This is a genomic window from Gordonia sp. (in: high G+C Gram-positive bacteria), from assembly GCF_052106715.1.
GTDB lineage: Bacteria > Actinomycetota > Actinomycetes > Mycobacteriales > Mycobacteriaceae > Gordonia.
In genome coordinates this window covers 21142-45938 of sequence record NZ_JBQEDL010000013.1, presented here as the reverse complement: position 1 = coordinate 45938, position 24797 = coordinate 21142, and the positions used below count along the sequence as shown (strand labels likewise).

Annotated in this window: 18 protein-coding genes; 9 read left to right on the top strand and 9 right to left on the bottom strand. The window is 65.9% G+C overall.

Annotation, left to right across the window (positions count from 1 at the left end; all coding sequences use genetic code 11):
* Nucleotides 1-22: 22 nt before the first annotated feature.
* The 3 genes from ACTIMF_RS08755 to ACTIMF_RS08745 form a co-directional block, all read right to left on the bottom strand.
* Nucleotides 23-1102, bottom strand: a complete 1080-nt coding sequence (locus ACTIMF_RS08755; protein ID WP_442349942.1) for a lytic transglycosylase domain-containing protein — start codon at nucleotides 1100-1102, stop codon at nucleotides 23-25.
* Between the two features lie 100 nt (nucleotides 1103-1202).
* Nucleotides 1203-1730 (bottom strand): DUF1003 domain-containing protein, encoded by a 528-nt coding sequence (locus ACTIMF_RS08750; RefSeq protein ID WP_442349894.1) that lies wholly within the window; start codon nucleotides 1728-1730, stop codon nucleotides 1203-1205.
* Nucleotides 1727-3007, bottom strand: coding sequence for a magnesium transporter MgtE N-terminal domain-containing protein (locus ACTIMF_RS08745; protein ID WP_442349893.1), 1281 nt, complete (start codon nucleotides 3005-3007; stop codon nucleotides 1727-1729). The genes ACTIMF_RS08750 and ACTIMF_RS08745 overlap by 4 nt, the downstream gene beginning before the upstream one ends.
* A gap of 65 nt (nucleotides 3008-3072) precedes the next feature.
* On the opposite strand from ACTIMF_RS08745, the gene ACTIMF_RS08740 reads away from it, so the two are divergent.
* The 6 genes from ACTIMF_RS08740 to ACTIMF_RS08715 all read left to right on the top strand — a co-directional run bounded on the left by ACTIMF_RS08740 (nucleotide 3073) and on the right by ACTIMF_RS08715 (nucleotide 9149).
* A complete protein-coding gene (locus tag ACTIMF_RS08740) occupies nucleotides 3073-3552 on the top strand; it encodes a general stress protein (protein ID WP_442349892.1) in 480 nt (159 codons plus the stop codon).
* A 118-nt stretch (nucleotides 3553-3670) separates the two neighbouring features.
* Nucleotides 3671-5149 carry an extracellular solute-binding protein gene (locus ACTIMF_RS08735; RefSeq protein WP_442349891.1) on the top strand — a complete coding sequence of 493 codons (1479 nt, stop codon included), beginning with the start codon at nucleotides 3671-3673 and terminating at the stop codon, nucleotides 5147-5149.
* The gene (locus ACTIMF_RS08730) at nucleotides 5146-6498 is read left to right on the top strand and encodes an ABC transporter permease subunit (protein WP_442349890.1); all 1353 of its coding nucleotides are present in this window, start codon (nucleotides 5146-5148) and stop codon (nucleotides 6496-6498) included. The genes ACTIMF_RS08735 and ACTIMF_RS08730 overlap by 4 nt, the downstream gene beginning before the upstream one ends.
* Nucleotides 6499-6505: 7 nt before the next feature.
* Nucleotides 6506-7336: a carbohydrate ABC transporter permease gene (locus ACTIMF_RS08725; protein ID WP_442349889.1), complete on the top strand. Its 831-nt coding sequence runs from the start codon at nucleotides 6506-6508 to the stop codon at nucleotides 7334-7336.
* 3 nt (nucleotides 7337-7339) lie between these two features.
* Nucleotides 7340-8509, top strand: coding sequence for an ABC transporter ATP-binding protein (locus ACTIMF_RS08720; protein ID WP_442349888.1), 1170 nt, complete (start codon nucleotides 7340-7342; stop codon nucleotides 8507-8509).
* Nucleotides 8510-8558: 49 nt separating this feature from the next.
* A complete protein-coding gene (locus tag ACTIMF_RS08715) occupies nucleotides 8559-9149 on the top strand; it encodes a suppressor of fused domain protein (protein WP_442349887.1) in 591 nt (196 codons plus the stop codon).
* Between the two features lie 31 nt (nucleotides 9150-9180).
* Here the strand turns inward: ACTIMF_RS08715 and ACTIMF_RS08710 are convergent, their stop codons facing one another.
* Nucleotides 9181-10308 carry a magnesium and cobalt transport protein CorA gene (locus ACTIMF_RS08710; protein WP_442349886.1) on the bottom strand — a complete coding sequence of 376 codons (1128 nt, stop codon included), beginning with the start codon at nucleotides 10306-10308 and terminating at the stop codon, nucleotides 9181-9183.
* A gap of 95 nt (nucleotides 10309-10403) precedes the next feature.
* On the opposite strand from ACTIMF_RS08710, the gene ACTIMF_RS08705 reads away from it, so the two are divergent.
* On the top strand, nucleotides 10404-11276 hold the full coding sequence (locus ACTIMF_RS08705) for a glycine betaine ABC transporter substrate-binding protein (protein ID WP_442349941.1): 873 nt from the start codon (nucleotides 10404-10406) through the stop codon (nucleotides 11274-11276).
* Nucleotides 11277-11360: 84 nt separating this feature from the next.
* Here ACTIMF_RS08705 and ACTIMF_RS08700 read toward each other — a convergent pair whose 3' ends face one another.
* Both ACTIMF_RS08700 and ACTIMF_RS08695 read right to left on the bottom strand, forming a co-directional pair.
* On the bottom strand, nucleotides 11361-12194 hold the full coding sequence (locus tag ACTIMF_RS08700) for an SDR family NAD(P)-dependent oxidoreductase (RefSeq protein ID WP_442349885.1): 834 nt from the start codon (nucleotides 12192-12194) through the stop codon (nucleotides 11361-11363).
* A gap of 45 nt (nucleotides 12195-12239) precedes the next feature.
* Complete coding sequence (locus tag ACTIMF_RS08695) at nucleotides 12240-13754, bottom strand: flavin-containing monooxygenase (protein ID WP_442349884.1); 1515 nt, start codon at nucleotides 13752-13754, stop codon at nucleotides 12240-12242.
* A 78-nt stretch (nucleotides 13755-13832) separates the two neighbouring features.
* Between ACTIMF_RS08695 and ACTIMF_RS08690 the strand changes: the two genes are divergently transcribed.
* Complete coding sequence (locus ACTIMF_RS08690) at nucleotides 13833-14441, top strand: TetR/AcrR family transcriptional regulator (RefSeq protein WP_442349883.1); 609 nt, start codon at nucleotides 13833-13835, stop codon at nucleotides 14439-14441.
* Nucleotides 14442-14530: 89 nt separating this feature from the next.
* On the opposite strand, the gene ACTIMF_RS08685 is transcribed toward ACTIMF_RS08690, so the two are convergent.
* The 3 genes from ACTIMF_RS08685 to ACTIMF_RS08675 all read right to left on the bottom strand — a co-directional run bounded on the left by ACTIMF_RS08685 (nucleotide 14531) and on the right by ACTIMF_RS08675 (nucleotide 23049).
* Complete coding sequence (locus tag ACTIMF_RS08685) at nucleotides 14531-18325, bottom strand: multifunctional oxoglutarate decarboxylase/oxoglutarate dehydrogenase thiamine pyrophosphate-binding subunit/dihydrolipoyllysine-residue succinyltransferase subunit (protein WP_442349882.1); 3795 nt, start codon at nucleotides 18323-18325, stop codon at nucleotides 14531-14533.
* Between the two features lie 150 nt (nucleotides 18326-18475).
* The gene (locus ACTIMF_RS08680; protein ID WP_442349940.1) at nucleotides 18476-22264 is read right to left on the bottom strand and encodes an ABC transporter ATP-binding protein; all 3789 of its coding nucleotides are present in this window, start codon (nucleotides 22262-22264) and stop codon (nucleotides 18476-18478) included.
* A complete protein-coding gene (locus tag ACTIMF_RS08675; protein WP_442349881.1) occupies nucleotides 22231-23049 on the bottom strand; it encodes a hypothetical protein in 819 nt (272 codons plus the stop codon). The genes ACTIMF_RS08680 and ACTIMF_RS08675 overlap by 34 nt, the downstream gene beginning before the upstream one ends.
* Before the next feature lie 207 nt (nucleotides 23050-23256).
* Between ACTIMF_RS08675 and ACTIMF_RS08670 the strand changes: the two genes are divergently transcribed.
* Nucleotides 23257-24720: a DHA2 family efflux MFS transporter permease subunit gene (locus ACTIMF_RS08670; RefSeq protein ID WP_442349880.1), complete on the top strand. Its 1464-nt coding sequence runs from the start codon at nucleotides 23257-23259 to the stop codon at nucleotides 24718-24720.
* Nucleotides 24721-24797: the final 77 nt, after the last annotated feature.

The following is a 24797-nucleotide window of genomic DNA, read 5'->3' as shown; positions in this document are numbered from 1 at the left end:
GGCCGCTGGGATCGGCCTCGCCTCAGGGCGCCGGGAGTACGGGCGGCGGCGGCAGGCAGATCGGACCGAGGCACTGCGGCTTCGGTGTCGGCTTCGGCTTTGTGCTCGACGACGGGGGAGTCGACGGCTTCTTCGTCGACGGCTTGCTGGGCTTGGACGATTTCGACGGCTTGTCGCGATCCTTGTCGCGGTCCTTCTTCTTGTCCGGCTTCTCGTCGTCCTTCGGCGGTGTCGACATCTCCGGGATCGGCGAGGTCGGCATCACACCCGAAGCGTAGGCCGCAGCCCAGCCCAGAACGTTGTTGGCGTACGCGACGGAATGGTTGTAACGCATAACCGCGGCGACCTTGTTGGACGACGACATGATGTCGGTGACGCCGGAGCACAGGTACCGGCCCGCGGAGAAGGTGGCGTCGAACACGTTGTCCGGATTGGCTTTTCCGTCACCGTTGGCGTCCGAACCCCAGCTCTTCCACGTGCTCGGAATGAACTGCATCGGCCCCATCGCGCGGTCGTGGCCGTGGTCGCCGTCGAGGTCGCCGCCGTCGGAGTCGGTGATCACTGCATTGCCTGCGAGCGAGCCGTCGAGGACTGGGCCACGGATGTCGGTGAGTGTGTTGCCATAGCGGTCGACGTTGCCGTCGCCTGCATGCCCAGACTCGATGCGGCCGATGCCTGCCAGCAAGAACCACGGAAGTTTGCACTGCGGCGACTCCGCGGCGACGCGGGTGGCGGCCAGCTTGTAGGCCTTGAGCATTATCCCTGGGATGCCGAGCGGTCCGGACGGCAGGTTCGCGGCGATCCGGAACTGAGCCACCGAGTCGGGATCGTCGACGTCAGGGCTGGACGGTGGTGCGAACCCCAGCAGCTCGCCGCTCTGTGACGGGACGACCTGCGTCACGTCGTCGACCGCGACGACGGCGGAGTCGCTGGAAGCCAAGAACGAGGGACCGATGTTCGCCGGGCCTTGCGCGGACGTCACCGACGTCGCACCAGCAGACATACCGCCCAGTAGGACCGCACCGACGGCTACTGTGCCCACCCCAACGGCGACGGTGCGTCGTGGCACGTGCGCCTGTCCCGGGCTGTGCCGAAAACTCATCCCCATATGTGCGAACTCCAGTCGAGCGTCAATCGCGCGGTCCGTGGGTGTATGTCCTTTTCCACCCCCGCGGCTGGCTGTGAGCAAGCATACAGGGTGCTCAGTCCTGTTTCATACCGGATTGGTCCGATGGGTCATCAGACGGGTCGTCCCGCAGCTTCGCGGCGACTCGTTCGGCGACTTCTTCGACGGCGTCCTCGAGTTCGCGGCGGAGATAGTCGCGGGTCACGGTATCGCCGACCGCAATTCGGACTGCGGCGAGTTCGCGCGCGAGGAACTCGGTGTCGTCCTTGGTCTGGGCTGCGCGACGCCGGTCCTCGTCAAGCGAGATCCGGTCGCGGTTCTCCTGACGGTTCTGCGCCAGGAGAATCAACGGAGCCGCGTAAGCGGCCTGCGTGGAGAACGCGAGATTGAGCAGGATGAACGGGTACGGATCCCATTCGAACGCGAACACGCCGATGTTGAAGAAGATCCAGACGATGACGATGATCGTCTGAATGGCGAGATAGCGGCCGGTGCCGAGGAAGCGGGCGACGCGTTCGCTGTAGACGCCGACGACATCGGAGTCGAGATTGAATTGGAACCGGCGCCGACTGTCGGCTGGGGTGTCGAGGTGGCGCGGGCTCACAGGACCTGCCCTTCCGGATCGTTCTCGCGCCAGTCGCGCGGCAGCAGTGCGTCTAACAAGTCGTCGACCTGAACCGCGCCCAACAAGTGGGCGGCGTCGTCGACGACGGGCGCGCACACGAGGTTGTAGGTGGCGAAGAATCGGGTCATCGTCTCCAACGAGTCATCAGGATGCAGGCGGGGCATCTCCGAGTCGAGGATGCCGCCGACGAGATCGGCGGGCGGCTCCCGGAGCAACCGTTGGATGTGCACCGCCCCGAGGAACTTTCCGGTCGGTGTGTTGGTCGGGGGGCGGACGACGAAGACCATGCTGGCGCCAGCCGAGTTGATGTCGGGGTCACGAATGCGAGCGAGCGCTTCGGAGACGTTGGCGTTCGCGGTCAGAATCAGTGGCTCGGGCGTCATCACACCGCCCGCGGTGTCGGGCGAGTGCAGCAGCAGTCGGCGGACCGACTCTGACTCTTCGGGATCCATGCGGGCCAGGAGAGCCTCGGCTTCGGACGCTGGGAGTTCGGCGACGAGGTCGGCGACGTCGTCGGGATCCATCGCCTCGAGCACATCGCCTGCGCGTTCTGGCTTCAGGCTGGCGAGCACGTCGCTCTGATCGTCGGTCGGCAGCTCCTGCAGGATGTCTGCGAGTCGCTCGTTGTCGAGGGCCGCGGCGATCTCGTTGCGTCGCTTGTCGGGGAGCTCACGTAAGGCATTGGCGACGTCGGCCGGGCGCATCGTCTCGAACTGAGCGAGGGCACGTTCGACGCCTTGTCCGATGCGAGCCAGTTCAAGGCGATTCATGCCGACGATGTGCCGCCAGTCGACGACCATCGTCTCGCCGCGCCTGCGCAGTCCCTTTCGTGTCGGACGGAGCGCGACGCGACTGACCATCCAGTCGCGGTTCCGATTCCGCTCGATCCCGATGTCGACGACAGTCAGATCCGCACCGTGCAGCTCCGGGTAATCGGGGTCGTCGGTGCGGACCATGCTGTCGAGGACCTGGCCGATCGCAAGCGCCTCATTGGGTCGCAAACTGAGCTTTCGTAGGTTGACATGCCCGGTGGTGAGAGTGACGGCGTCCGGCTCAATGCTCGTCACCCGGAGCATCGGCACAAAGATGCGCCGTCGCGTCGTCAACTCGACGGCGAGACCGAGGGCGCGCGGTTGCTGGCCGGGTAGGTGCATCGAGATGACGACGTCGCGTACACGGCCGATCGACTCACCGTCCGGACCGAGGACTGCAAGGCCGACTAGTCTGGCCACATAGACCTTCTGGGCAGGCGTCATACATATAAGGGTAAAAGACGCAGCGCAGAAGTGAGTGCACGGACGTTTGTGACAGGAGTGAAGCCATGACGAACCCGATGCGACAGACGCCGGGACTGCCGACGCCTCCGAAAGGGTGGCCGGTCGGCTCGTACGACACGTACGCGCAGGCGCAGCGCGCGGTCGACCACCTCTCGGACAACCACTTCCACGTTGAGAACCTGACGATCGTCGGCGTGGACCTGATGCAGGTGGAGCGAGTTCTCGGACGGTTGACCTGGGGCAAGGTGATCGGTGGAGGCGTCGTGTCCGGCGCGTGGCTCGGACTGTTTCTCGGCGCGCTGATCAGCTTCTTCTCGTCGGACAACCCGTGGGTGCCGATCGTGTACGGCGTGATCGCGGGCATGGTGTTCGGCCTGATCTCGGCGGCGATCCCGTACGCGGCGAGCCGTGGGCAGCGCGATTTCACATCGTCCATGCAGTTGGTGGCCGGGCGTTACGACGTGCTGTGCGATCCGAAGACCGCCGAGCAGGCGCGTGACATGTTGGCCAGACTCGCCATCTGAGAAAAGCGCGGCTCAGGACACGTACGCATGGGATGTGCGATGTGTCACTCGCGGGTGCGATACCCTACTCGCACATCGGCTTTCATAGCCGATTCTCAGGGTAGGAGGCTTGGCGGGAATGCGACCAGAGGAATCCTCCGGCGACGGGATCGGTGCTAGTCCACCGCGTCGACGCCGGCTATGGACGAAGTTGGCGATCGCGGGCGTCGCGACAGCGGTCGCCGCGCCGATGCTCACCGCGTGCGGTTCGGACTACGACGAGGGCGTCATCAACATGTACGCGGCTGCCGACGGCTTCGACTACATCAGCGAAGTGGCGCAGCGGTGCAGCGACGACTCTAACGGCGAGTACCGCATCGCGATGAACATGCTCCCGAAGGAAGCCGACATGCAGCGCCTCCAATTGGCGCGACGTCTCGCGGGCAATGACGCAGGTCTGGATCTGATGGCGATGGACGTCGTCTGGACCGCGGAGTTCGCCGACGCCGGGTGGGTGGTACGCGTCCCGGACGATCTCGCGGCGAAGACCAGGCAGACCAATCTTCCGGGCCCGCTGGCGACCGCCGAATGGGAGCGCGAGGACGACGCAGGCAAGAGCCTCTATGCGATTCCGCTGTGGGCTAACAGTCAGATGCTCTGGTACCGCCCGGACCTGATGAAGGACACCATCGACACCACGAAGGCTCCGACGACGTGGCAGGGGATGCTCGACGACGCCGCGAAGATCAAGGACGCTGGCGGACCGGCCGCAATTCTGTTGCAGGCCAAGCAGTATGAGGGTCTCATGGTGTGGTTCAACTCGCTTCTGCAGTCTGCGGGCGGCGAGATACTTGACCCAGACGATCCGACCAAGGTCACCTTGACCGACACTCCGGAGCACCGCGCGGCGACGGTCGAGGCGCTGACGGTGATGCGCAGGGTGGCGACCGCGCCCGGCGCTGACCCGTCGATCTCCAACTCCGACGAGGGCACTGCTCGCACGGATATGGAGGCGGGCAAGGGCGCCTTCGAGATCAACTGGCCGTTCGTTTTCGCGGGCATCAAGGAGAACGGGGCGGCGGGCGAGGCCAAGATCATGGGAGACTCGCTGACCCAGTTCAAGGAGATCATCGACGCCACCGCCGACGACCCGACCGATCCGCGGATTGCGAAGGTCAACGACGCGACGCGTAAGAATTTCAGTTTCGCCGCGTACCCGGGCATCGCTGGCGCAGGCACGGCCAAGTCGACCCCCGGTGGCTTCAACGTCGGCGTCGCGTCGACGTCCAAGCAGCAGGATCTGTCGTTCAAGGCGGCGTCGTGCCTCACCGATGCGCAGGCGCAGAAGGTGTACGCGGTGCGCGGCGGAACCCCGCCGACAATCGAGTCGCTGTACAACGACGCCGAGTTCCAACTCGCGTATCCGATGTACGAGATCGTCCGGCGTCAGCTCGACGAGGGCGCGGCACCGCGCCCGGCCACTCCTCGCTATCAGGACATGTCCACGGCGATCACCGCGACGCTCAGTCCGGTGGGCCAGTGGGATCCCGAGAGTAAGGCCGACGAGCTCGCTCGCGTCTCGCAGGACGCCATCGACGGGGAGGGGATCGTCCCGTGACCAGTGATGACAACAACGACGAGACGAACCGGGACCAACCGGCCAACTCCGGTGGCCTGACGCCGCACGGCGAGGGGCCGGATATGAAACCCGGCCGTCACGCGCGTCCCGAGGATCGCGCTCCCGAGCGGCCCGTCGAGCAGACCGGCCCCGTCCCGACCGTTCACTCGGATATGTGGGTGGCGCCCGGCAGTGAGCCGACGCGTCCGACGGCGACCGGACATCAGTCGCGAACCGTCGTCCCGAAGCCTCAGGAGCCACAGGAGCAGGCGGCGCAGCCGTCTGCGGAGTCGATCGTGCCGCCGCGTAATCCGGCGCAGGAGCGTCGACCGGCACCCGCTCAGCCGGGGACCGCAATGGCGATGTCGGACATTCTCGAGGACGACCGGCGTGCCGAGCCTGCGACCCAGGCGAAGGGTGCGCAGGCGGTCGGCGCGAGGGCGGCGGGCGCGACGAAGAAGGGGGTCAAGAGCGGCCGCCGGTCGTCTGAGCGACGTCTGGCCCTGCTCCTCGCAGGCCCCGCCGCGCTGGTGATGCTCCTCGTGACCGGTTACCCGATCATCTACTCGTTCTGGTTGTCGCTGACCAACGAGAACCTGCGCGAGCCGGGCTCGGGCGAGTTCGTCGGACTCAGCAACTACGGCACCGTCCTCGGCAGCGGCTACTGGTGGACGGCCCTGTGGGTGACGCTCTACATCACGGTGATCTCGGTGATCATCGAGCTCGTCATCGGCATGGCGATAGCGCTCGTCATGCATCGCGCGATGTTCGGCAGGGGACTGGTCCGCACCGTGGTCCTGATCCCGTACGGCATCGTGACGGTCGCGGCGGCCATCTCATGGAAGTATGCGTGGACGCCGGACACCGGCTACCTCGTCGATCTACTGCCCGACGGTTCGACGCCGTTGACCAGTCAGATGCCCGCGTTGGCGGTGATCATCCTCGCCGAGGTATGGAAGACGACGCCGTTTATGGCGCTGCTGCTGCTCGCCGGTTTGGCGTTGGTGCCAGACGATCTACTCAAGGCCGCGCAGATGGACGGCGCGGGCGCGTGGACCCGCCTGTTCAAGGTGATCTTGCCGTTGATGAAGCCGGCGATCCTCGTCGCGCTGCTGTTCCGCACGCTCGACGCCTTCCGTGTGTTCGACAACATCTACGTTCTGACCTCGGGGAACCACGACACCGGATCGGTGTCGATGCTCGGGTACAACAACCTGTTCAAAGCGTTCAACCTGGGCACGGGATCGGCGATCAGCGTCTTGATCTTCCTGTGCGTCGCGGTGATCGCGATCGTGTTCATCAAGGGATTCGGCGCCTCGGCGCCCGGTTCCGACGACGAGGGGAGGTAGCGGGAGAATGACTGCTCTCAATCGTCGCCGCGCCGGATGGCTGATCGCGAACACCCTGGTGGTGCTCTACGCGATCATTCCGCTGTGGTGGATCATCAGCCTGTCGTTCAAGAGTCCGGGCACCGTCACCGACGGCAACTTCATCCCGAACTCCTGGACGCTAGAGAACTACCGGAGCATCTTCGACACCGGGTTCTTCACCTCGGGTCTCATCAACTCGATCGGCATCGGCCTCATCGCCACTGTCATCGCAGTGGTACTCGGCACGATGGCGGCATACGCCATCGCGCGACTGGAATTCCCCGGCAAGAAGCTGCTCGTGGGCGCGGCCCTGCTGATCGCGATGTTCCCGCAGATCTCGCTGGTGACCCCGCTGTTCAACATCGAACGCAGCATCGGCCTGTTCGACACCTGGCCCGGCCTGATCATCCCGTACGTGGCGTTCGCGTTGCCGTTGGCGATCTACATTCAGTCGGCATTCTTCCGCGAGATCCCGTGGGAACTGGAGAAGGCAGCGCAGATGGACGGCGCGTCGCCCGGTCAGGCGTTCCGCCGCGTGATCCTGCCGCTCGCGGCTCCGGGCGTGGTCACTGCCGCGATCCTCGTGTTCGTCTTCGCCTGGAACGATCTGCTTCTGGCCCTGTCGTTGACGTCGACGGAACGGGCGCAGACGGCTCCGGTCGCGATCGCCAACTTCACCGGCGTCAGTCAGTTCGAGGAACCGACCGGTGCCATTGCGGCAGCAGCCGTCGTCATCACCATTCCGATCATCATCTTCGTACTCTTCTTCCAACGCCGTATCGTGGCCGGGCTCACCTCCGGCGCCGTGAAGGGATAACCCATGGCCGACATCGTTCTGGACAACATCTCCAAGCAGTACCCGGACGGCTCGACGGCCGTACACGGCATCGACCTGAAGATCGCCGACGGCGAGTTCATCATCCTGGTCGGACCGTCGGGCTGCGGTAAGTCGACGACGCTCAACATGATCGCCGGGCTCGAGGACATCACCGACGGCGAACTGCGTATCGGCGGTACCAGGGTCAACGAGACCGCTCCGAAGGACCGCGACATCGCGATGGTCTTCCAGAGCTACGCGCTGTACCCGCATATGACGGTGCGCGAGAACATCGCGTTCCCGCTCACACTCGCGAAGACACCGAAGGCCGAGATCGCGTCGAAGGTCGACGAGGCGTCACGCATCCTCGACCTCGACGAGCACCTCGACCGCAAGCCGGCCAATCTTTCCGGCGGACAGCGTCAGCGCGTCGCGATGGGCCGCGCGATCGTCCGCTCGCCCAAGGCGTTCCTGATGGACGAACCGCTGTCGAACCTCGACGCGAAACTGCGTGTACAGATGCGCACCGAGATCGCGAGCCTGCAGGCGCGACTGGGCACCACCACCGTGTACGTCACGCACGACCAGACCGAGGCGATGACCCTCGGCGATCGTGTGGTCGTCATGAGGGCGGGACACGTCCAGCAGGTCGGGTCGCCGCAGGAGCTGTACGACTACCCGGTCAACCTGTTCGTGGCAGGGTTCATCGGGTCACCGTCGATGAACTTCATTCCGGGCCGTCTGACCGGGAACGGTGTCGACACTCCGATCGGGCACATCGAACTCGGGGACTACAACGAGGTCGCCGGGCGTGCCCAGAAGGCGGGAAGCAAGGGCGACGTGCTGTTGGGCATCCGACCCGAGCATCTCGTCGACTCCTCGCTGACCCACCCGGCCGAACTCGAGCAGTTCCTGACATTCGACGTCGACGTCGACCTCGTCGAGTCGATGGGGTCGGACAAGTACGTGTACTTCGGTCTGAGCGCACCGGATACGGCGAACAAGGTGCTCAATCAGCTCGCCGAGGACCTCGGTTCGACCACCGCGGGCGGCCAGAAGGTCGCGCGTCTGACGCCGTACACCGATGTCCGGCGCGGTGGGAACCTGACGCTCGCGATGAACACGAAGCGGCTGCACGTGTTCGACACGGAGAGTGGGCTCTCGCTCCGCTGAGGTCCGCGCCGACACGTCTGGGTCGGTCGCTCCGTGATTGACTGGTCGAGTGAGTTCAACGTCGGGATCGATCGCCGGTCTGGTGGTCAAGCACGTGTCGGGTGTCGTCGGGTCCGTACCTCAGCGAGCGTCGGTGACCTTCCTCGGGCTTGAGCCGATCGAGGTTCTCCGCTTCGTCGACGGGGACGACCTCGTGTTCGCGACGGTCGGTTGTTCCCGGCACCCGATGCACGACCCCAACGATCTCGCACCGGACCCGGACCGCGGGCCGCGTGCCGAAGCGGTCGTCCGCATGCGTGCGGTGTCCGCGCTCCCCGGGCTGCACAAGTCGCTGGCGACGCTCGCGGCCGCGCCCGCGGTTGAAGGCCTCATCCTCGGCGAGGACTCGCTCGTCGATCTCCAGGAGCCGCTGTGGGCCGGCGCGATCTGTTCGGCGTTTCTGCTGACCGGCGACACTGAAATCGCCGATCTGTCGCTCGACGAACCCGCCGATCCGGTCCACTTCTTGCGGGCCGTCCCGATCACCGCGAACGAAGCAGCCTGGGTCCGTCTGAAGGGGGCCGACGCCCTGCGCGAAGCCTGGACCGAGGCGGGCGTCGACATCGCCGATCCGACGCGTTCGGCGGTCACCCCGGGCTGAGGTCGACCTCGCGCCGTCGGCCGTCGAGCCCCTACAACCAGTGGTTGCGGCGCAGAGTGCGCCAGAGGACGGTGCAGATACACGCCATGATGAGCAGCAGGACCGGATAGCTGTAGGCCCAGTGGGTTTCGGGCATGTGGTCGAAGTTCATGCCGTAGATGCCTGCGATCGCAGTGGGAACGGCGGCGATAGCGGCCCACGACGAGATCTTGCGCATGTCGGTGTTCTGTTGGATCGAGACCTTCGTCGCGGCAGCGTTGAGGAGCGTCGTGAGACGTTCGTCGTACTCGGCGACCAGATCGATCGTCTGCGTCAGATGATCTGCGACGTCCCGGAAGTGCCTGCGGATCTCCTTGCCGTTGGACGACACCTGAGTCTCGAAATGGATGGGCGCGGCGTCCACCGCCGACTTGTTGCCGGAGAGCCGCGCCAATGGCACTGCGAGCGGATTCAGGGCGCGCTGCAGTTCGAGTACCTCACGTTTGAACAGATAAACTACGTCGATGTCGACGTCGTTGTGCTTCGCGGAGAAGACTCGCTCCTCGATCTCGTCGACGTCGGACTCCATCTCCGAGACCACCGCGAGATAGCTGTCGACGACACGGTCGGCGACGGCGTGGACGACGGCTGCGGGGCCGAGACCGAGTTGATCGGTCATGTGCTCGAGCCGCTGGCGGACCCCGGCCAGGTGTGTGTGGTCGCCGTGACGGACCGTGATGACGAAGTCGCTGCCCGCGAGCACCATGATCTCGCCGGTCTCGACGATGTCGTTGGCCACCTCGAGGGAATCGTGGTCGACGTAGCTGATGGTCCGCAGCACGAGGAAGACTGTGTCGTCGTACAGTTCGAGTTTCGGTCGCTGATGAGCGTGGACCGCGTCCTCGACCATCAACGGGTGTAGGCCGAACGCTTCGGCGACGTTGTTCATCTGCCGCTCGTCGGGGTGGTGCAGGCCGAGCCAGACGAAGCCCTCACCGGACTCCCGGACCTGCCGGAGGGCTCTTCGGAAGTCGTTCGAGTTCTGCTGGCGTACGCCGCCGACGTAGACACCGCAGTCGACGACGGCTCGTGCTGCAGGCACCGGAGGGGTGCGCGGATCCGCGGGGGTTCGACCCGATCCTCGGTTTCCCGGCTGCAACATACGCGGAATGGACGGCATTGTCTTGATGCTACCGGTGGTGCGGGGTCGATGATCGCGTCCGGACAGACAGGATCGGTGGTGCGGTGACCGGCGTCGACTACCGTTGCATCGTGATGGGCATTCAACAGCGGTTCACAGCGGGACGATTCACGGCGGCAGTCGCGGCGGCGGTCATGGCGGTCTCATTGACAGCATGCAGCGATGATGATCCTGCGCTGACCGTCGGACACGACGCGTCGGTCGAGTCGCGGACTGCGGCCGCGGTCTACGCGGGCGCGCTGGCGCGCACCGGTATCGCGGTCCAGACGAATTCCGACTCGGCGTCGCAGGGAGAGCTACTCGACCAGGTCGCGTCGGGTGAGCTCGGCCTGTTCCCCTCGTTCACAGGGGATCTGCTGGTTCAGTTGACTCCGGCGCCAAAGGCCCTGACGGCGCAGGACGTGCTCGCCGACGTCAACCGGTCGCTGCCCCAACAGGTGTCGATCGGCGACCCGTCGCTCGTGTCGGACCGGTGGCAGGTCCTCGCGCAGCAAAAGGCGATCGAAGACGCAGGCGCCGAGAAGCTCGCCGATTGCGGGCGACTCCCCGCCGGGTTGCCGCTGCTGGTGACCCGAGACCCCGGGAAGTCGGTTCTCGACGCGGTCGCCGCCTGTCACCACGGCCCGGTGCAGACGGTCGCGACGACCGACGAACTCGTGTCGAGGGTTCGCAGCGGTGACGCGCTCGCGTTGACCACGGCACTCGACTCCGCCTCGGTCGAAGACCTGACCGGGGTGCAGACGCTGCAGTCCGAAGGCGCGCCGATCGCGCAGCAGCTCGTTCCCGTGTTCGCGAGTGGGCAGATGGAGAAGCCCCAGCTCAAGGCTCTCAGCCGGGTCGCGGGCGAATTGACGACAGCGGACCTCGCGCAGATGGTGCGCGAGGTCCGAGGCGGTGCCGATCCGCGTACCGTCGCCCGACAGTGGTTGTCGACGAACGGCGTGTGACGGGGTCTTGACTCGGTCGAGTTCTATGAGTGCTCGACTCCGGCAAAACTACGTGACTGTCCAGAACTACTTGACTGTCCAGAACTACTTGGCGAGCTTCTTCATCGCCCAGCCGGTGACGTGAGCGCTGATGCCCTGATACTTGGACGCCACCAGTCGTACGGACAGATCCAGGATCTTCGCGTCGGCGCCGACGAGGACGCGTGCGTGCTCGCGTTCGACGGCCTTGATGATGATCTCTGCAGCCTTCTCCGACGTCGTGTTCGCCAGATACTTGTCGAACAGGGCCGCGGTGGCCTTCGCGTCGTGGTCGCCGGACGTCGTCGCGTTGCGGGCGATCGCCGTCTTGATCCCGCCCGGATGCACACACGTCACCTTGACCGGATGGCCGGCGATGATCATTTCCTGGTTGAGCGCCTCGGTGAAGCCCCGGACCGCGAACTTCGCCGAGTTGTAGGCCGCCTGACCGGGTTCGGCGAGGATGCCGAACAACGACGACGTGTTGACGATGTGGCCGTCGCCGGACGCGATGATGTACGGCAGGAACGCCTTGGTCCCGTTCACCACGCCCCAGTAGTCGACGTCCATCACACGCTCGATGTCCTTGAACTCGGTGTGCTCCACTTCGCCATGGTGCGCGATGCCCGCGTTGTTGAAGACCGCGTTGACCGTTCCGTAGTGCGCGGCGACGGTGTCGGCGTACTCGAGGAAGGCCTCGCGTTCAGCGACATTCAGGATCTGAGAATGAACCTGCGCTCCGGTCTGCGTCACCAGACGCTCGGTCTCGGCGAGACCGTCGGGATTCATGTCCGAGATCGCGAGTTTCGCGCCGCGTCGTCCCAGCTGGACGGCGAGGTCGCGGCCCATGCCCGAACCTGCGCCGGTGATGACGATGACCTTGTTACGGAAGTCTTTCACTGGTGTCCTCGTGTTTCGTCGGTGGTTGATGCTGTGCTGAGAAGGTCAGGCGCCGGTCGCGGAGGCCAAGTCGGTCGACTCGACGCGCGGTGTCACGTCGTACGCCGCCACGTCGAACTCACGGGTGTTGTTGCGGAAGGTGAACGTGAAGCCCGGCCACAAGGAGGTGATCTTGCCGTTCACGTCTTTGTACCAGGACGCGCAGCCGCCGGTCTCCCACACACTGTTGCGCAGTGCGTGCTGCAATTTGTCGTTGTAGCGGTCCTGCGCTTCGCGCTTCACCTCGGTGCGGCCGATCCCGGCCTCGCGCGTCTTGCGGACGTAGTCGACCAGATAATTGAGTTGGGACTCGATCATGTACACCATCGAGGTGTGGCCGAGGCCGGTCGACGGTCCGACGAGCAACATCAGGTTCGGGAAGCCGTGGACGAACGAGCCCTTGTACGCCTGCATGCCGCCAGTCGCCCAGACGTCGGCGAGACTCTTGCCGGCGACGCCGCGGATGGTCTCGAAGGCGGGGGAGTCGGTGACATGGAATCCGGTCGCGACCACGATCACGTCGACATCGCGCGCAGTGCCGCTCGCGGTGACGACGCCGGTCTCGGTGATCTCGGCGATCGGGTCGGTCACCAGGTCGACGTTCGCCCGGTCGAGGGTCGGGTACCACTCGTTCGACTTCAGGATGCGCTTGCAGCCGACAGCGAACGTCGGGGTCACGGCCTTACGGAGTTCCGGGTCGCGGATACCGCGGAAGATATTGCCTCGGCAGATCGCCTCGACGGGCTTGAGCGCCTTCGGTGCGAACGTCATACCGGCGGCGACTGCCTCGTTGGCGGTGTAGATAGTGCCGCGGATCAGGTTCTGCAGTCCGGGCACGTTCTTGAATGCCCAGTTCTCGGCGGCGAGGTAGGGGCGCTCGTTACGCGGGATGATCCACGGCGCGGTGCGCTGGTACACATCCAGGTGGCCGACCACCTTGCCGAGTTCGGGCACCACCTGGATGGCCGATGCGCCGGTGCCGATGACGGCGACTCGCTTACCCGTGAAATCGAAGTCTGTGTCCCACCTCGCGGTGTGGACGATGGTGCCGTCGAAACCGTCGATTCCCTTGATGTCGGGGAGGTTCGGCTCGCATAGCGGGCCGATGCCTCCGACGACCGTGCGGGCGCGAACGGTCACGGGCGTGCCGTCGCGCTCGGCGTGGATCGTCCAGCGCGCCTCGTCGTCGTCCCAGTCGGCGCTGACGACGTCGGTGTGAAACCAGGTCCGTTCGGCGATGCGGTGCTCGTCGGCAACGGCGTTGATGTAGCGGTGGATCTCGGGCTGATGGGAGTATGACCGACTCCAGTCGGGGTTCTGCGCGAACGAGTAGGAGTACAGATGCGACGGGACATCGCACGCCGCGCCCGGGTACACGTTGTCTCGCCAGGTTCCACCGAAGTCGGAGCCGCGATCGAGGACGACGTAGTCGTCTTCGCCTGCTTGGGCCAGTTTGATGGCCGCGCCGAGGCCCGAGAACCCGGCGCCGATGATCGCGATCTCTACATCATGCGTTGTCATGGTCTCCACAATAAGGCGTTGTTGAATGCGAGTCAATAGACAATTGAACCTGAGTCAATAGTGACTTACTGTGGACATATGACAGCTTCGAGAACACGGATGAGTCCGGGCGCACGGCGTCGTCAGCTCATCGACCTCGGCATCGCGATGGCGGGAGAGCGTCCGCTGGAGTCGATCACCATCGAAGCCGTAGCCGAAGCCGCAGGAGTGTCCAAGGGACTGATCTTTCACTACTTTGAGTCGAAGGCCGACTTCCATCTGCAGGTGGTCAGCGAACAGGCCCAGGGGATGCTCGATCGAACTGCGCCGAGGGAGGACGTCACCGACGTACTGGAAGTCTTGCACTCGTCGGTCACCGCCTATGTGGACTATGTGTCCGAGAAGGGGCACGCCTTCATCGGGGTCATCCGGGGAGCGGCCAGCGCAGATCCCGACATCCGCGAGGTAGCCGACCGAACGCGCGCGGTGATGTCCGAACGCATACTCGAGCGTGCGCCCGAGATGGGGATGGAACGTTCGCGGTCGACGGAGGTCGCAGTCGCAGGGTGGATGGCCTTCGTCGAGGAGACCCTCGTCCGCTGGCTTGCCGACCCGGTCATGACGCGCGAACAGTTGATCGAGGTCCTCGTCGCTGCGCTGCCGGTGCTGGCGCGCCTGGTCGGCGACACTGTTGCCGGAGCACCGTGATCATGTGACACGGCGCCTGCCGCTGCCGTCCGAACAGACGAAGAGCCCGGACCCTCCGTAGGGGGTCCGGGCTCAGTTCGTCGTTCGGCCTACTCGAATGAGGTGTCGATGATCTCGGCCTGCTCGACGGCGTGGACCTTGCTCATCCCCGACGACGGTGCCGACATCGGGCGCCGCGAGATGCGACGCAGGCCCTGCAGTGCCGGAACCAACTCGGGTAACCACAGGCCGAGGAACGGCCACGGACCCTGGTTGGCCGGTTCTTCCTGGACCCACGCGAAGTCGGTCGCGTTCGGGTACTGCTCGAGTGTGCGTGCCAGCCTACGGTGCGGCACCGGGTACAACTGCTCGACGCGGATGATCGCGACGTCGTCACGGCTGTCCTTCTCCTGCCGGGCGGCCAACTCGTAGTAGAGCTTGCCGCTGACGAGCCGAACGCGCTTGACGGCGTTGCGGTCGGCACCGTTCTTCTGGAACCGCGGATCGTCGATCACCGACTGGAACTTGCCGTCGGTGAAGTCTTCGATCGGAGAGACCGCAGCCTTGTTGCGCAGCATCGACTTCGGCGTGAACACGACCAGCGGACGGCTGATGCCGTCGTGGACGTGACGACGCAGGAGGTGGAAGTAGCTGGCAGGTGTCGACGGCAGCGCGACCGTCATCGAGCCTTCGGCGCACAACTGCAGGAAGCGCTCGATACGGCCCGACGTGTGGTCGGGGCCTTGACCCTCGTGACCGTGCGGCAGCAGCAGGACGACGTCGCTGCGCTGTCCCCACTTGGCTTCACCGGAGCTGATGAACTCATCGATGATCGACTGCGCACCGTTCACGAAGTCGCCGAACTGCGCCTCCCAGAGGACGAGCGCGTCCGGGTTCGCGACGGCGTAACCGTATTCGAAGCCGAGGACCGCGAACTCCGAGAGCGGCGAGTCGTACGCGAGGAAACGGCCGCTCGCGTCATCGCCGAGATGGTTCAACGGTGTGTACTCCGAACCGTTCTCCCGGTCGATGAGCACCGAGTGCCGCTGAGTGAAGGTGCCGCGGCGCGAGTCCTGTCCCGACAGTCGGACAGTGGTGCCCTCCTGTACGAGTGACCCGAACGCCATCAGTTCGGCGAACGACCAGTCGACGTCGCCGCTGGTCGTCATCTCGTTGCGACGTTTGATGACCGGCTTGACGCGCGGGTGCGCGGTGAAGCCCTCCGGGAGGTTGACGAACGCGTCGCCGATCTCCTTGAGACGGTCCTGCGGGACGGCCGTGACGAGCTTGGTGCGAAGCGTCTGCTCGCCCTCGACCGACGGGGACGCCTCAGGGGTGAATCGACTGAGTTCCTTGACCTCGACGAAGACGCGCTCCAGCTGTCCCTGGTAGTCGCGCAGGGCGTCCTCGGCCTCCTTGGTGGAGATGTCGCCACGACCGATCAGTGATTCGGTGTAGCTCTTACGGACGCTGCGGATGTTTTCGATGACGTCGTACATCGCCGGCTGCGTCATCGACGGGTCGTCGCCCTCGTTGTGGCCGCGGCGGCGGTAGCAGACCAAGTCGATCACGACGTCGCGGTTGAACGCCTCGCGGTAGTCGACGGCCAGCTTGGCCGCCCACACGCAGGCCTCCGGGTCGTCACCGTTGACGTGCAGGACCGGCGCGCCGATCATCTTGGCGACGTCGGTGCAGTACTGCGTCGACCGCGAGTACTCCGGTGCGGTGGTGAAGCCGACCTGGTTGTTCACCACGATGTGCACGGTGCCGCCTGTGCGGTAGCCGTGCAGCATCGACAGGTTGAGGGTCTCGGCGACAACGCCCTGGCCCGCGAACGACGCATCGCCGTGCAACATCAGCGGCAGGATCTTGAACTGCTGCGACTCGTCGAGCATGTCCTGCTTGGCGCGGACGATGCCCTCGAGCACCGGGTCGACGGCTTCGAGGTGGCTCGGGTTAGCGGTCAGCGAGACGTTGATCTCGTTGTCCCCGAACATCTGGTAGTAGGTGCCTTCGGCGCCCAAGTGGTACTTGACGTCGCCTGACCCATGGGTATGCGCCTGGCCGAGGTTGCCCTCGAACTCGGTGAAGATCTTCGAGTACGGCTTGCCGACGATGTTCGCCAGGACGTTGAGTCGTCCGCGGTGCGGCATGCCGATGACGACTTCCTGCACGTTGTGGTCGGCTGCGCGGTCGATGACGGAGTCCATCATCGGGATCACGGTCTCGGCGCCCTCCAGGGAGAAGCGCTTCTGTCCGACGTACTTGGTGGCGAGGAACGTCTCGAATGCCTCGGCGGCGTTGAGCTTGCTCAGAATGTACTTCTGCTCGGCAACCGGCGGCTTGACGTGCTTGATCTCGACGCGTTCCTGCAGCCAGCGCTGCTGTTCCGGGTCCAGGATGTGCGTGTACTCGACGCCGATGTGGCGGCAGTACGCGTCGCGCAGGACCGAAAGGACGTCCCGCAGCTTCATCTTGTCCTGGCCGTGGAAGCCGCCGACGGTGAACGTGCGGTCCAGATCCCACAGGGTCAGGTTGTAGTTGAGCACGTCCAGATCGGGGTGAGCTGCCCGTGCGTCCGACTCCATCGAGAGCGGGTCGGTGTCGGCCATCATGTGGCCGCGGCTGCGGTAGGCGGCGATCAGCTCGAGGACGCGAGTGTTCTTGTCGACGAGGCCTGCGGGGAGGTCCCTGCGCCACCGGATCGGCTCGTACGGGATGTGCAACGACGTGAAGATCTCGTCGTAGAACGCGTCGTCGATCAGTAGGTTGTGAATGGTGCGCAGGAAGTCGCCCGATTCGGCGCCCTGGATGATCCGGTGATCGTATGTCGACGTGAGGGTCATCAGCTTGCCGATGCCCATCTCGGCGAGTTGCTGATCGCTCGCGCCCTGGAACTCGGCCGGGTACTCCATGGCTCCGGCACCGATGATGGCGCCCTGGCCGGGCATCAGCCGGGGGACCGAGTGGACGGTGCCGATGGTGCCGGGGTTGGTGAGCGAGATCGTGACGCCTGCGAAGTCGGCTGCGCCGAGCTTGCCTTCGCGGGCGCGGCGAACGATGTCCTCGTACGCGGAGACGAAGCCTGCGAAGTCGAGGGTCTCGCATTCCTTGATGGCCGCGACGACGAGCGTGCGGCTACCGTTCTTACCCGGCAGATCGATCGCCAGTCCGAGGTTGGTGTGTGCCGGAGTGATCACATTCGGCTTGTCGTCGACGACGCCGAAGTGACGGTTCATGTTCGGGAACGCCTTGATCGCCTGGACGATCGCGTAGCCGAGGATGTGCGTGAAGCTGACCTTGCCGCCGCGGGTCCGCGCAAGGTGGTTGTTGACGACGATGCGGTTGTCGATCATCGCCTTCGCTGGGATCGCGCGCACACTGGTCGCGGTCGGGATCTCCAACGACGAGGTCATATTGCGGACGATCGCCGCGGCGGGACCGCGGAGCACCTTCGACTCGTCCTCGGTCGGAGCGTTCTGCGCCTTCGCGGCCGACGCCGACCGACTGGTTCCCGACGCGGCCTTGGTCGCGGCGGCTTCCGGGGTCGCGGTGGTCCGCGGCGCGGCAGGCGTGCGTGCGGGCTCGGCATCGAGCGTCACCGCCTGCTTCGGCGCGACGATCGGGGTGCCTGGAGCTGCGTGCCCAGCCTTGGACTGCTGCCCGGCGTTCGAGTTCTGCCCGGCGTTCGAGTTCTGCGCTGCGGGGGCAGGCGTCGACGGGGCTGTGGGGGTCGATGAGGGTGCGGGCGAAGCGGGCGCGTTGCCGTTGGGGGGACTGTAGTTCTTCAGTACTTCATGCCAGCTCGGATCCACGGAGGAGGGATCGGTCTTGAATCGCTGGTACATTTCTTCGACCAGCCATTCGTTCTGTCCGTAATCGGACTCAGAAATCGAACTGCTCACAGCGTTGTCTCGCCTCAATTCACCAAGTGCTTTTTCGTTTCGCCCGGCCGGCGGGGTGTGACTTGTGGTCTCGAACGCCAGCCAATTAACCAGACTACGCGGGTGTGCCGATCGTCGCCGCGTTCAGGTGAGGATGGAGGCCCAGTTCACTCACGTGTGGTGGAGATCATAGGTTTCGGTGGACTCGGCGTCGGGTGAGACGCCCGCATCCCAGAGCCGTCGGTACGGGCCGTCGGCGTCGTAAAGGCTCTGGTGGTCGCCGTATTCGACGATCCGTCCGGCATCGACGACGGCGATCGCGTCGGCGCGCGCCGCGGTGCCGAGTCGGTGCGCGACGATGACGCTGGTGCGTCGACGCGCGAGTGCGTCACCCGCCGCGAGAACCTGGGCCTCGGTTGCCTGGTCGAGGGTCGCCGTGGCCTCGTCGAGGAGGATCAGATCGGGTTCGACGAGTTCGGCACGGGCCAGAGCGATGAGTTGGCGCTGACCCGAGGACAGGCTCCGCCCGCGTTCGGATACCGGGTGCGCCATGCCGCCCGGCAGGGACGCGATCATCGTCGCGGCGCCGACCCGGCGCGCAGCGTCCGCGATCTGCTCGCGGCTCGCATCGGGTCGTCCGAACGCGATGTTCTCGGCGACGTCGCCTGCGAACAGATGTGGTTCCTGCGGGACGACGCCCAGTCGTGACCTGTAGTGCGCGACGCCGATGTCGCGTAGATCGACGCCGTCCATTCGCACTTGGCCTGACGTCGGGTCGTAGAAGCGAGCAAGGAGTTTGACCACGGTCGACTTGCCCGCACCGGTCGCGCCGACGAGGGCGAGCGAGCCGCCTGGCGGGATCTCTAGGTCGACGTCGAGGAGTGCCGGCCGGTCCGCTCCGGTGTATCGGAAGCCGACGGCCTCGAGCGAGACTGCTCCGTCGAACTCGGTGGGCCTCGTGGCGCTCGCGTCCGGGTTGTCGACGATCGACGTCGGCGTGGTGAGCAGGTCGCCGATGCGGCGGAGTCCGACCGCGGCCTGCTGATAGCTGTCGAAGACGGTCGTCAACTGCTGCACCGGACCGAACAGCATCGCGAGATAGAGCACGAACGCGACGAGCGTCCCGGGCTGCTGGTGTCCGGACGCGATCTGGTGTGCACCGACACCGACGGCGACAGCCGTTGCAAGGTCGGCGCAGAACTGAATGAACGGAAAGTAGGTGGCGACGGCGCGCTGGGAGGTCATGCGGGCGCGGTACCAGGCCTGCGAGCGCTCGCCGAACGCGGCCACCGCGACCGGGAGATGACGGTATCCGCGGGTGGTCGCCAGGCCTGCGATGTTCTCTTGGAAGTCAGCGTTCACGGCGGATACGAGCTCGCGGGTGCGGGTGTACGCATCCGACGAGACCCGCCGGAAGTACACCGTGGCGACGATGAGGACCGGGAAGATCGGCAGTACGGCGAGGGCGACCTCCCAGTCGGTGACGATCAGCGCGACGAGTACACCGACGAGAGTCAGCAGGGAGACGACGGCCGAGGACAGGCCGGTCTGCAGGAACCCCGACAGGGCGTCGACGTCGGTCGTCATCCGCGTCATGATGCGGCCGGACAGTTCGCGTTCGTAGTAGTCGAGGCCGAGCCGTTGCAAGTGCGCATAGCTGCGGATGCGTAGAGAGAACAGGACGCGCTCGCCTGCGCGCGCGGCCACGATCGTGTTGACCCGTCCCGCGATCCACGCGATCGCGACCAAGGCGACGCCGATTCCGGTCGCGGTGATCACGACCCCGGTCGTGTCGGCGTCCAAGACGTGGCGCGCGATCGACGGGAACGACAATCCGACGAGGGTGTCGACGGCGATGGTGGCGATCAAGAGGACGAGCAGCGCGCGGACCGGCGTCAGGATCTGCAGGAGTCCGAAGGCGGGCCGCTCGGCGCGGGCCGCGGCGTCGTCGACATCGGGCTCCTCGTCCGCGGGCGGAAGAGCAGCTACGGCGGCCTCGATCTCGGGGGTGGCGGGCATCGCGCCGAGGGCGCTGGCCATCAGACCGCCCGCGGCCGGCTTGCGGACTGCTGCGGCCGAGGGGTCGCCTGTCGACGCCCCGGTGAAGCCCAGCCTGCCGGTGATGGCCGTCGTCGGCCACAGGTAGTCGACGGAGAGATCGGGCGACTGGGCCGGTACGTTACGTGGCGACCCGGTCGACCCTGCTGCGTTCATCAGACGGTTGAACTCGACGCTGCGCGCGGTCAGTTCGGCGACGGTGCCGACGTCGGAGATGCGGCCGTCCTGCAGCACGGCGACGCGATCTGCGATCGCCAGCGTCGACGAGCGGTGTGCGAGGACGAGCATCGTGGCTCCGTCGTCTCGGAGTCGACGAAGGATGCGCGACTCGGTGACTGCGTCGACGGCAGACGTGGCGTCGTCGAGTACGAGGACGCGGGCGTCCGCATGGAGTGCGCGCGCCAATGCGACGCGTTGACGCTGTCCGCCCGACAGAGTGAGACCGCGTTCGCCGACTGTGGTCTCGTAGCCGTCGTCGAGGGCGGCGGCGAAGTCGGCGGCGGCTGCGTTTGCGGCGGCCTCGACGGCGCGGCGGTCCGAAGCGCTCTCGGGTACCGAGCCGAGTGCGATGTTGGCGGCGACGGTGTCCGAGTAGAGGAACGGCTCGTCGTCCACCACGGCCAGGGCGTCGGCTAGGGCGTCCGGATGCAGGTCGCCGACGTCGACTCGGTCGGTGCCGCCGGTGATCGCGACTGACCCGGCCGACGGTCGGTACACACCCGAGACGAGGTGTGCGAGCGTCGATTTGCCCGAGCCGGGGCCGCCGATGACGGCGACGCATTCCCCGGGAGCGATCGACAGGTCGAGTCCGTCGAGGACGGGCGTGTCGTCGTAGGCGAAGTGGACGTCGTCGAACTCGACGCCGAGGGGGCCTTCGGGCGCGGTCGTGTCGGACTCGTACGCCGGGTCGCGCGGGTGGGAGATGACGTCGTAGACGCGAGTGACCGACGCCTTCGCCAGCTGTGCGTTGACGACGAGGTTCGTCATGACGCGGGCCAGGCCGGTCATGGTCGCGAGATAGGTGGAGAAGGCGAGGAAGGTGCCGGCGGTGATGGTGCCGCGCAGGGTGAGCCAGCCGCCGAGACCGATCACGAGCACCATGCCGAGCTGCGGGATCGACGTCATCGTCGGTGTGAAGAACGCACTGAGCTTGGCCGTCCGCAGTTTCATCCCGTACAACCGGGAGCTCAATGCCGCCAGACGGTCGGTGACCCGTCCTTCCTGCCCGAAGCCCTTCACGACGCGGACGCCGGTGACGGTCTCTTCGACGTGCCCTGCGACGTCGGCTGCGGCCTGTTGAGCCGACCAGGTGGCCGCGAACAGCCGCCGTCGGCTCGCATAGACGAGGAGTGCGAGGAGCGGTACGACGGCAATGGCGACGGCGGTGAGCAGCGGCGAGAGCCATGCCATGACGCCGAAGGCGAGGACCGCCTGTACTGCACCGCCCAGGGCGAGCGGAGCCATCGCCAACAGTCCTTGCACGACCTGTAGATCGGAGATCGACCGGGACACGATCTGGCCGGTGCGGATCTCGTCGCGGGATCGTCCGTCGAGGTGCAGCAGAGTGTCGAGAATGCTGCGGCGGAGTCGGTCCTGCACGGAGACGGCGAGGGCGCCCGCGGACATCCGTCGTCCGAATTGGCAGGCGTAGCGGAGGACGGCCGCGGCGACGAGAGCGGTCACGATGGCGGTGAGGGTGACGTCGGGCGCCGTCGGCTCACCGGTGGCGAGATCGATGGCGGCACGGACCAGCAGTGGTGCGACGAGGTCGACCGCCACGGCTCCGAGCGTGGTCAGGATCGTCGCGACCGCTACCGGCCTGCGTGCGAAACATTGTGCGAGAAGGCTGGCGATCCAGCCTCGGCGGTTCAGTTGGTCCCTTCGATCGGTGCGATTCCCGATCCTTCGACGACGCCGTCGACAGTGCCGCCGACCACGGCGAGCCAGTGCACGGGCGGGGGCCCGAACGCACGGCGTGCATTGCGGATCACTCGGGTGCCCAGGGCGCGGTTGCCCGCACCGCCGAGTACCGCGCCGATACCTCCCGGCACCACTTTGCCGAACATCACCGGAGCCTTGCCGAGCGTGAACTTCTTCACGAACCGGTTGGTGAGCGTCTTGTTGAGTGTCGCGAGGTTGGCCCGGGGAATTCCGGGGACGCTGAGCTGTGCCATCGCGTTCTTGGACGCCGGGTTCCTGTCGCCCTTGCCGAGCGACTTGCCGACGATGCCGACGCCCTCGTCGCCGAGTGCGACGGCCAGGACGAGGGCGCGGCGGCGCTCGCGATCGGTGGGAGCGATGCCGTGCACGTCAGCGATGGCGAGGGCCAGGAGTGCGGACGCTTCGATGAAGAACAGCGTCTCGGCCGACATGGCGCCGATCGCGGCGACGGTGCCGACGCCGGGGACGGCTGCAGTGGCTCCGACCGCGCCACCGCTCGCGGTGACGGTGGTCAGGTACTGATTCTCCAACCTGGACACGATCTGATCCGGCGACTCGCCGGGGTGGCGCTGCTTGATCCTCGCGACGTACCGGGCCACCGCGGGCTGCTGCAGGCGTTGGGCCCTGTCGACGAGCGTGGACACGATCACTCCAGGGGAACGGCCTGACAGTTCGGACGCGGTGTCCGCTGGAAGGCTGGTCGTCTGCTCGTCCACCTGGGTGGACTTCTTCTTGGATCCGAACACAGTGTGTCTCCGTTCTCTCCGGTCGATGCGAACAGCATCGGCGGCTCGCGGGAACCACCTGGGTGCAACCGATGACGTCCATCATTATTCCCGGCCGCAAAGTATGCGTCGACCAGCGACTTCGGGTGGCGAACGACACACCGTGACGTGTCAGCGGGCGGTGCTACGGTTCACGTCGTTCGATATCAGCAGGCAGGGGCGCCGGGAATGTCAGTTACAAACGGATCGGCGTTCACGCCGGTCACCGACCGTCCATGGCGCGCGCTGTGTGCGCTGTGTGTCGGGTTCTTCATGATCCTCGTCGATATGACGATCGTCGCCGTGGCCCAGCCGCAGATCAAGGCTGCGCTCGACGCCAGCGTGACGGGAATCGTGTGGGTGACGAGCGCCTACCTGCTGACCTATGCGGTGCCGTTGCTCATCACCGGTCGTCTCGGAGACAAGATCGGACCGAAGAAGGTGTACCAGGCCGGGCTGGTGGTGTTCACCGCTGCAAGCCTGTGGTGCGGACTGTCGGACTCGATAGGCGAGCTGATCGCGGCACGCGGAGTGCAAGGTCTCGGCGCCGCACTCATCACGCCGCAGACGATGGCACTGATCACTCGGATGTTTCCGCCGGAGCGACGCGGTGCGGCGATGGGCGTGTGGGGCACGGTCGCCGGTGTCGCGACCGCCGTCGGACCTCTTCTCGGTGGAATCCTGACCGACTCGCTCGGCTGGGAGTGGATCTTCTTCGTCAACCTTCCCGTCGGTGTCGTCGGACTGTTCCTCGCGCAGATTCTGGTGCCGACCGTCGAGACGCACGAGCACAAGTTCGACTGGGTCGGCGTGGCGCTCTCGGCCGTCGGGCTGACCGCAGTCGTGTTCGGCATCCAAGAGGGTGAGAGCTACGACTGGGCCGCGTGGATCTGGGCGCTCGTCCTCGGCGGCGTCGTGTTCCTCGCGTTGTTCGTCATCTGGCAGTCGAGGATGCGTGGTGAGCCGCTGGTCCCACTCAGCCTGTTCCGAAACCGAAACTTCACACTCGGCAACATCGGTATCGCTGCGATGGGTTTCGCGGTGTCCGGCTCGATGATCCCGATCATGTTCTATCTTCAACTCGTCGGCGGAATGTCGCCGACTCGATCGGCCCTGGTGATGGTGCCGATGGCGGTGCTGACGGGCGTCTTCGCGCCACTCGTCGGTCGGGTCCTCGACCGTGTGCACCCGAGCATGATCGTCGCGTCGGGGCTGCTCGGCTACGCCGTCGCCACCCTGTGGCTCGGCTTCATCATGGATCCGGCGTCGCCGGTGTGGCTGCTGCTCATGCCGACCGTCCTCATGGGTGTCTCGAGCGCAGGCATCTGGGCTCCGCTCGCCGCGACCGCGACTCGTGACCTTCCGTGGCACCAGGCGGGCGCCGGGGCAGGCGTCTACAACACGACCCGCGTCGTCGGCTCGGTGATCGGCGCGTCGGCGATCGGCGCACTCATGACCTCCCGCCTCGCGGCGAATCTGCCCGGAGTCGACTTCGACGAGAGTCAGAGTCGGACGGTCGGGCAACTTCCCGCGGTGATCCGCGGCGGATTCGCCGAGTCGATGGGCCAGGCGATCTTCCTCGGCGCGGCCCTCCTGTTCGTCGGCTTCCTCAGTGCACTGTTCCTCAAACGTCCTTCGCACCAGGGTCGGTAGCTTGCGCGTCGCACCCCTGGGCAGGCCCTTTCCGCTGTTGGTCAGGCCCCTTCCGCTGTTGGTCGAGCGGAGTCGAG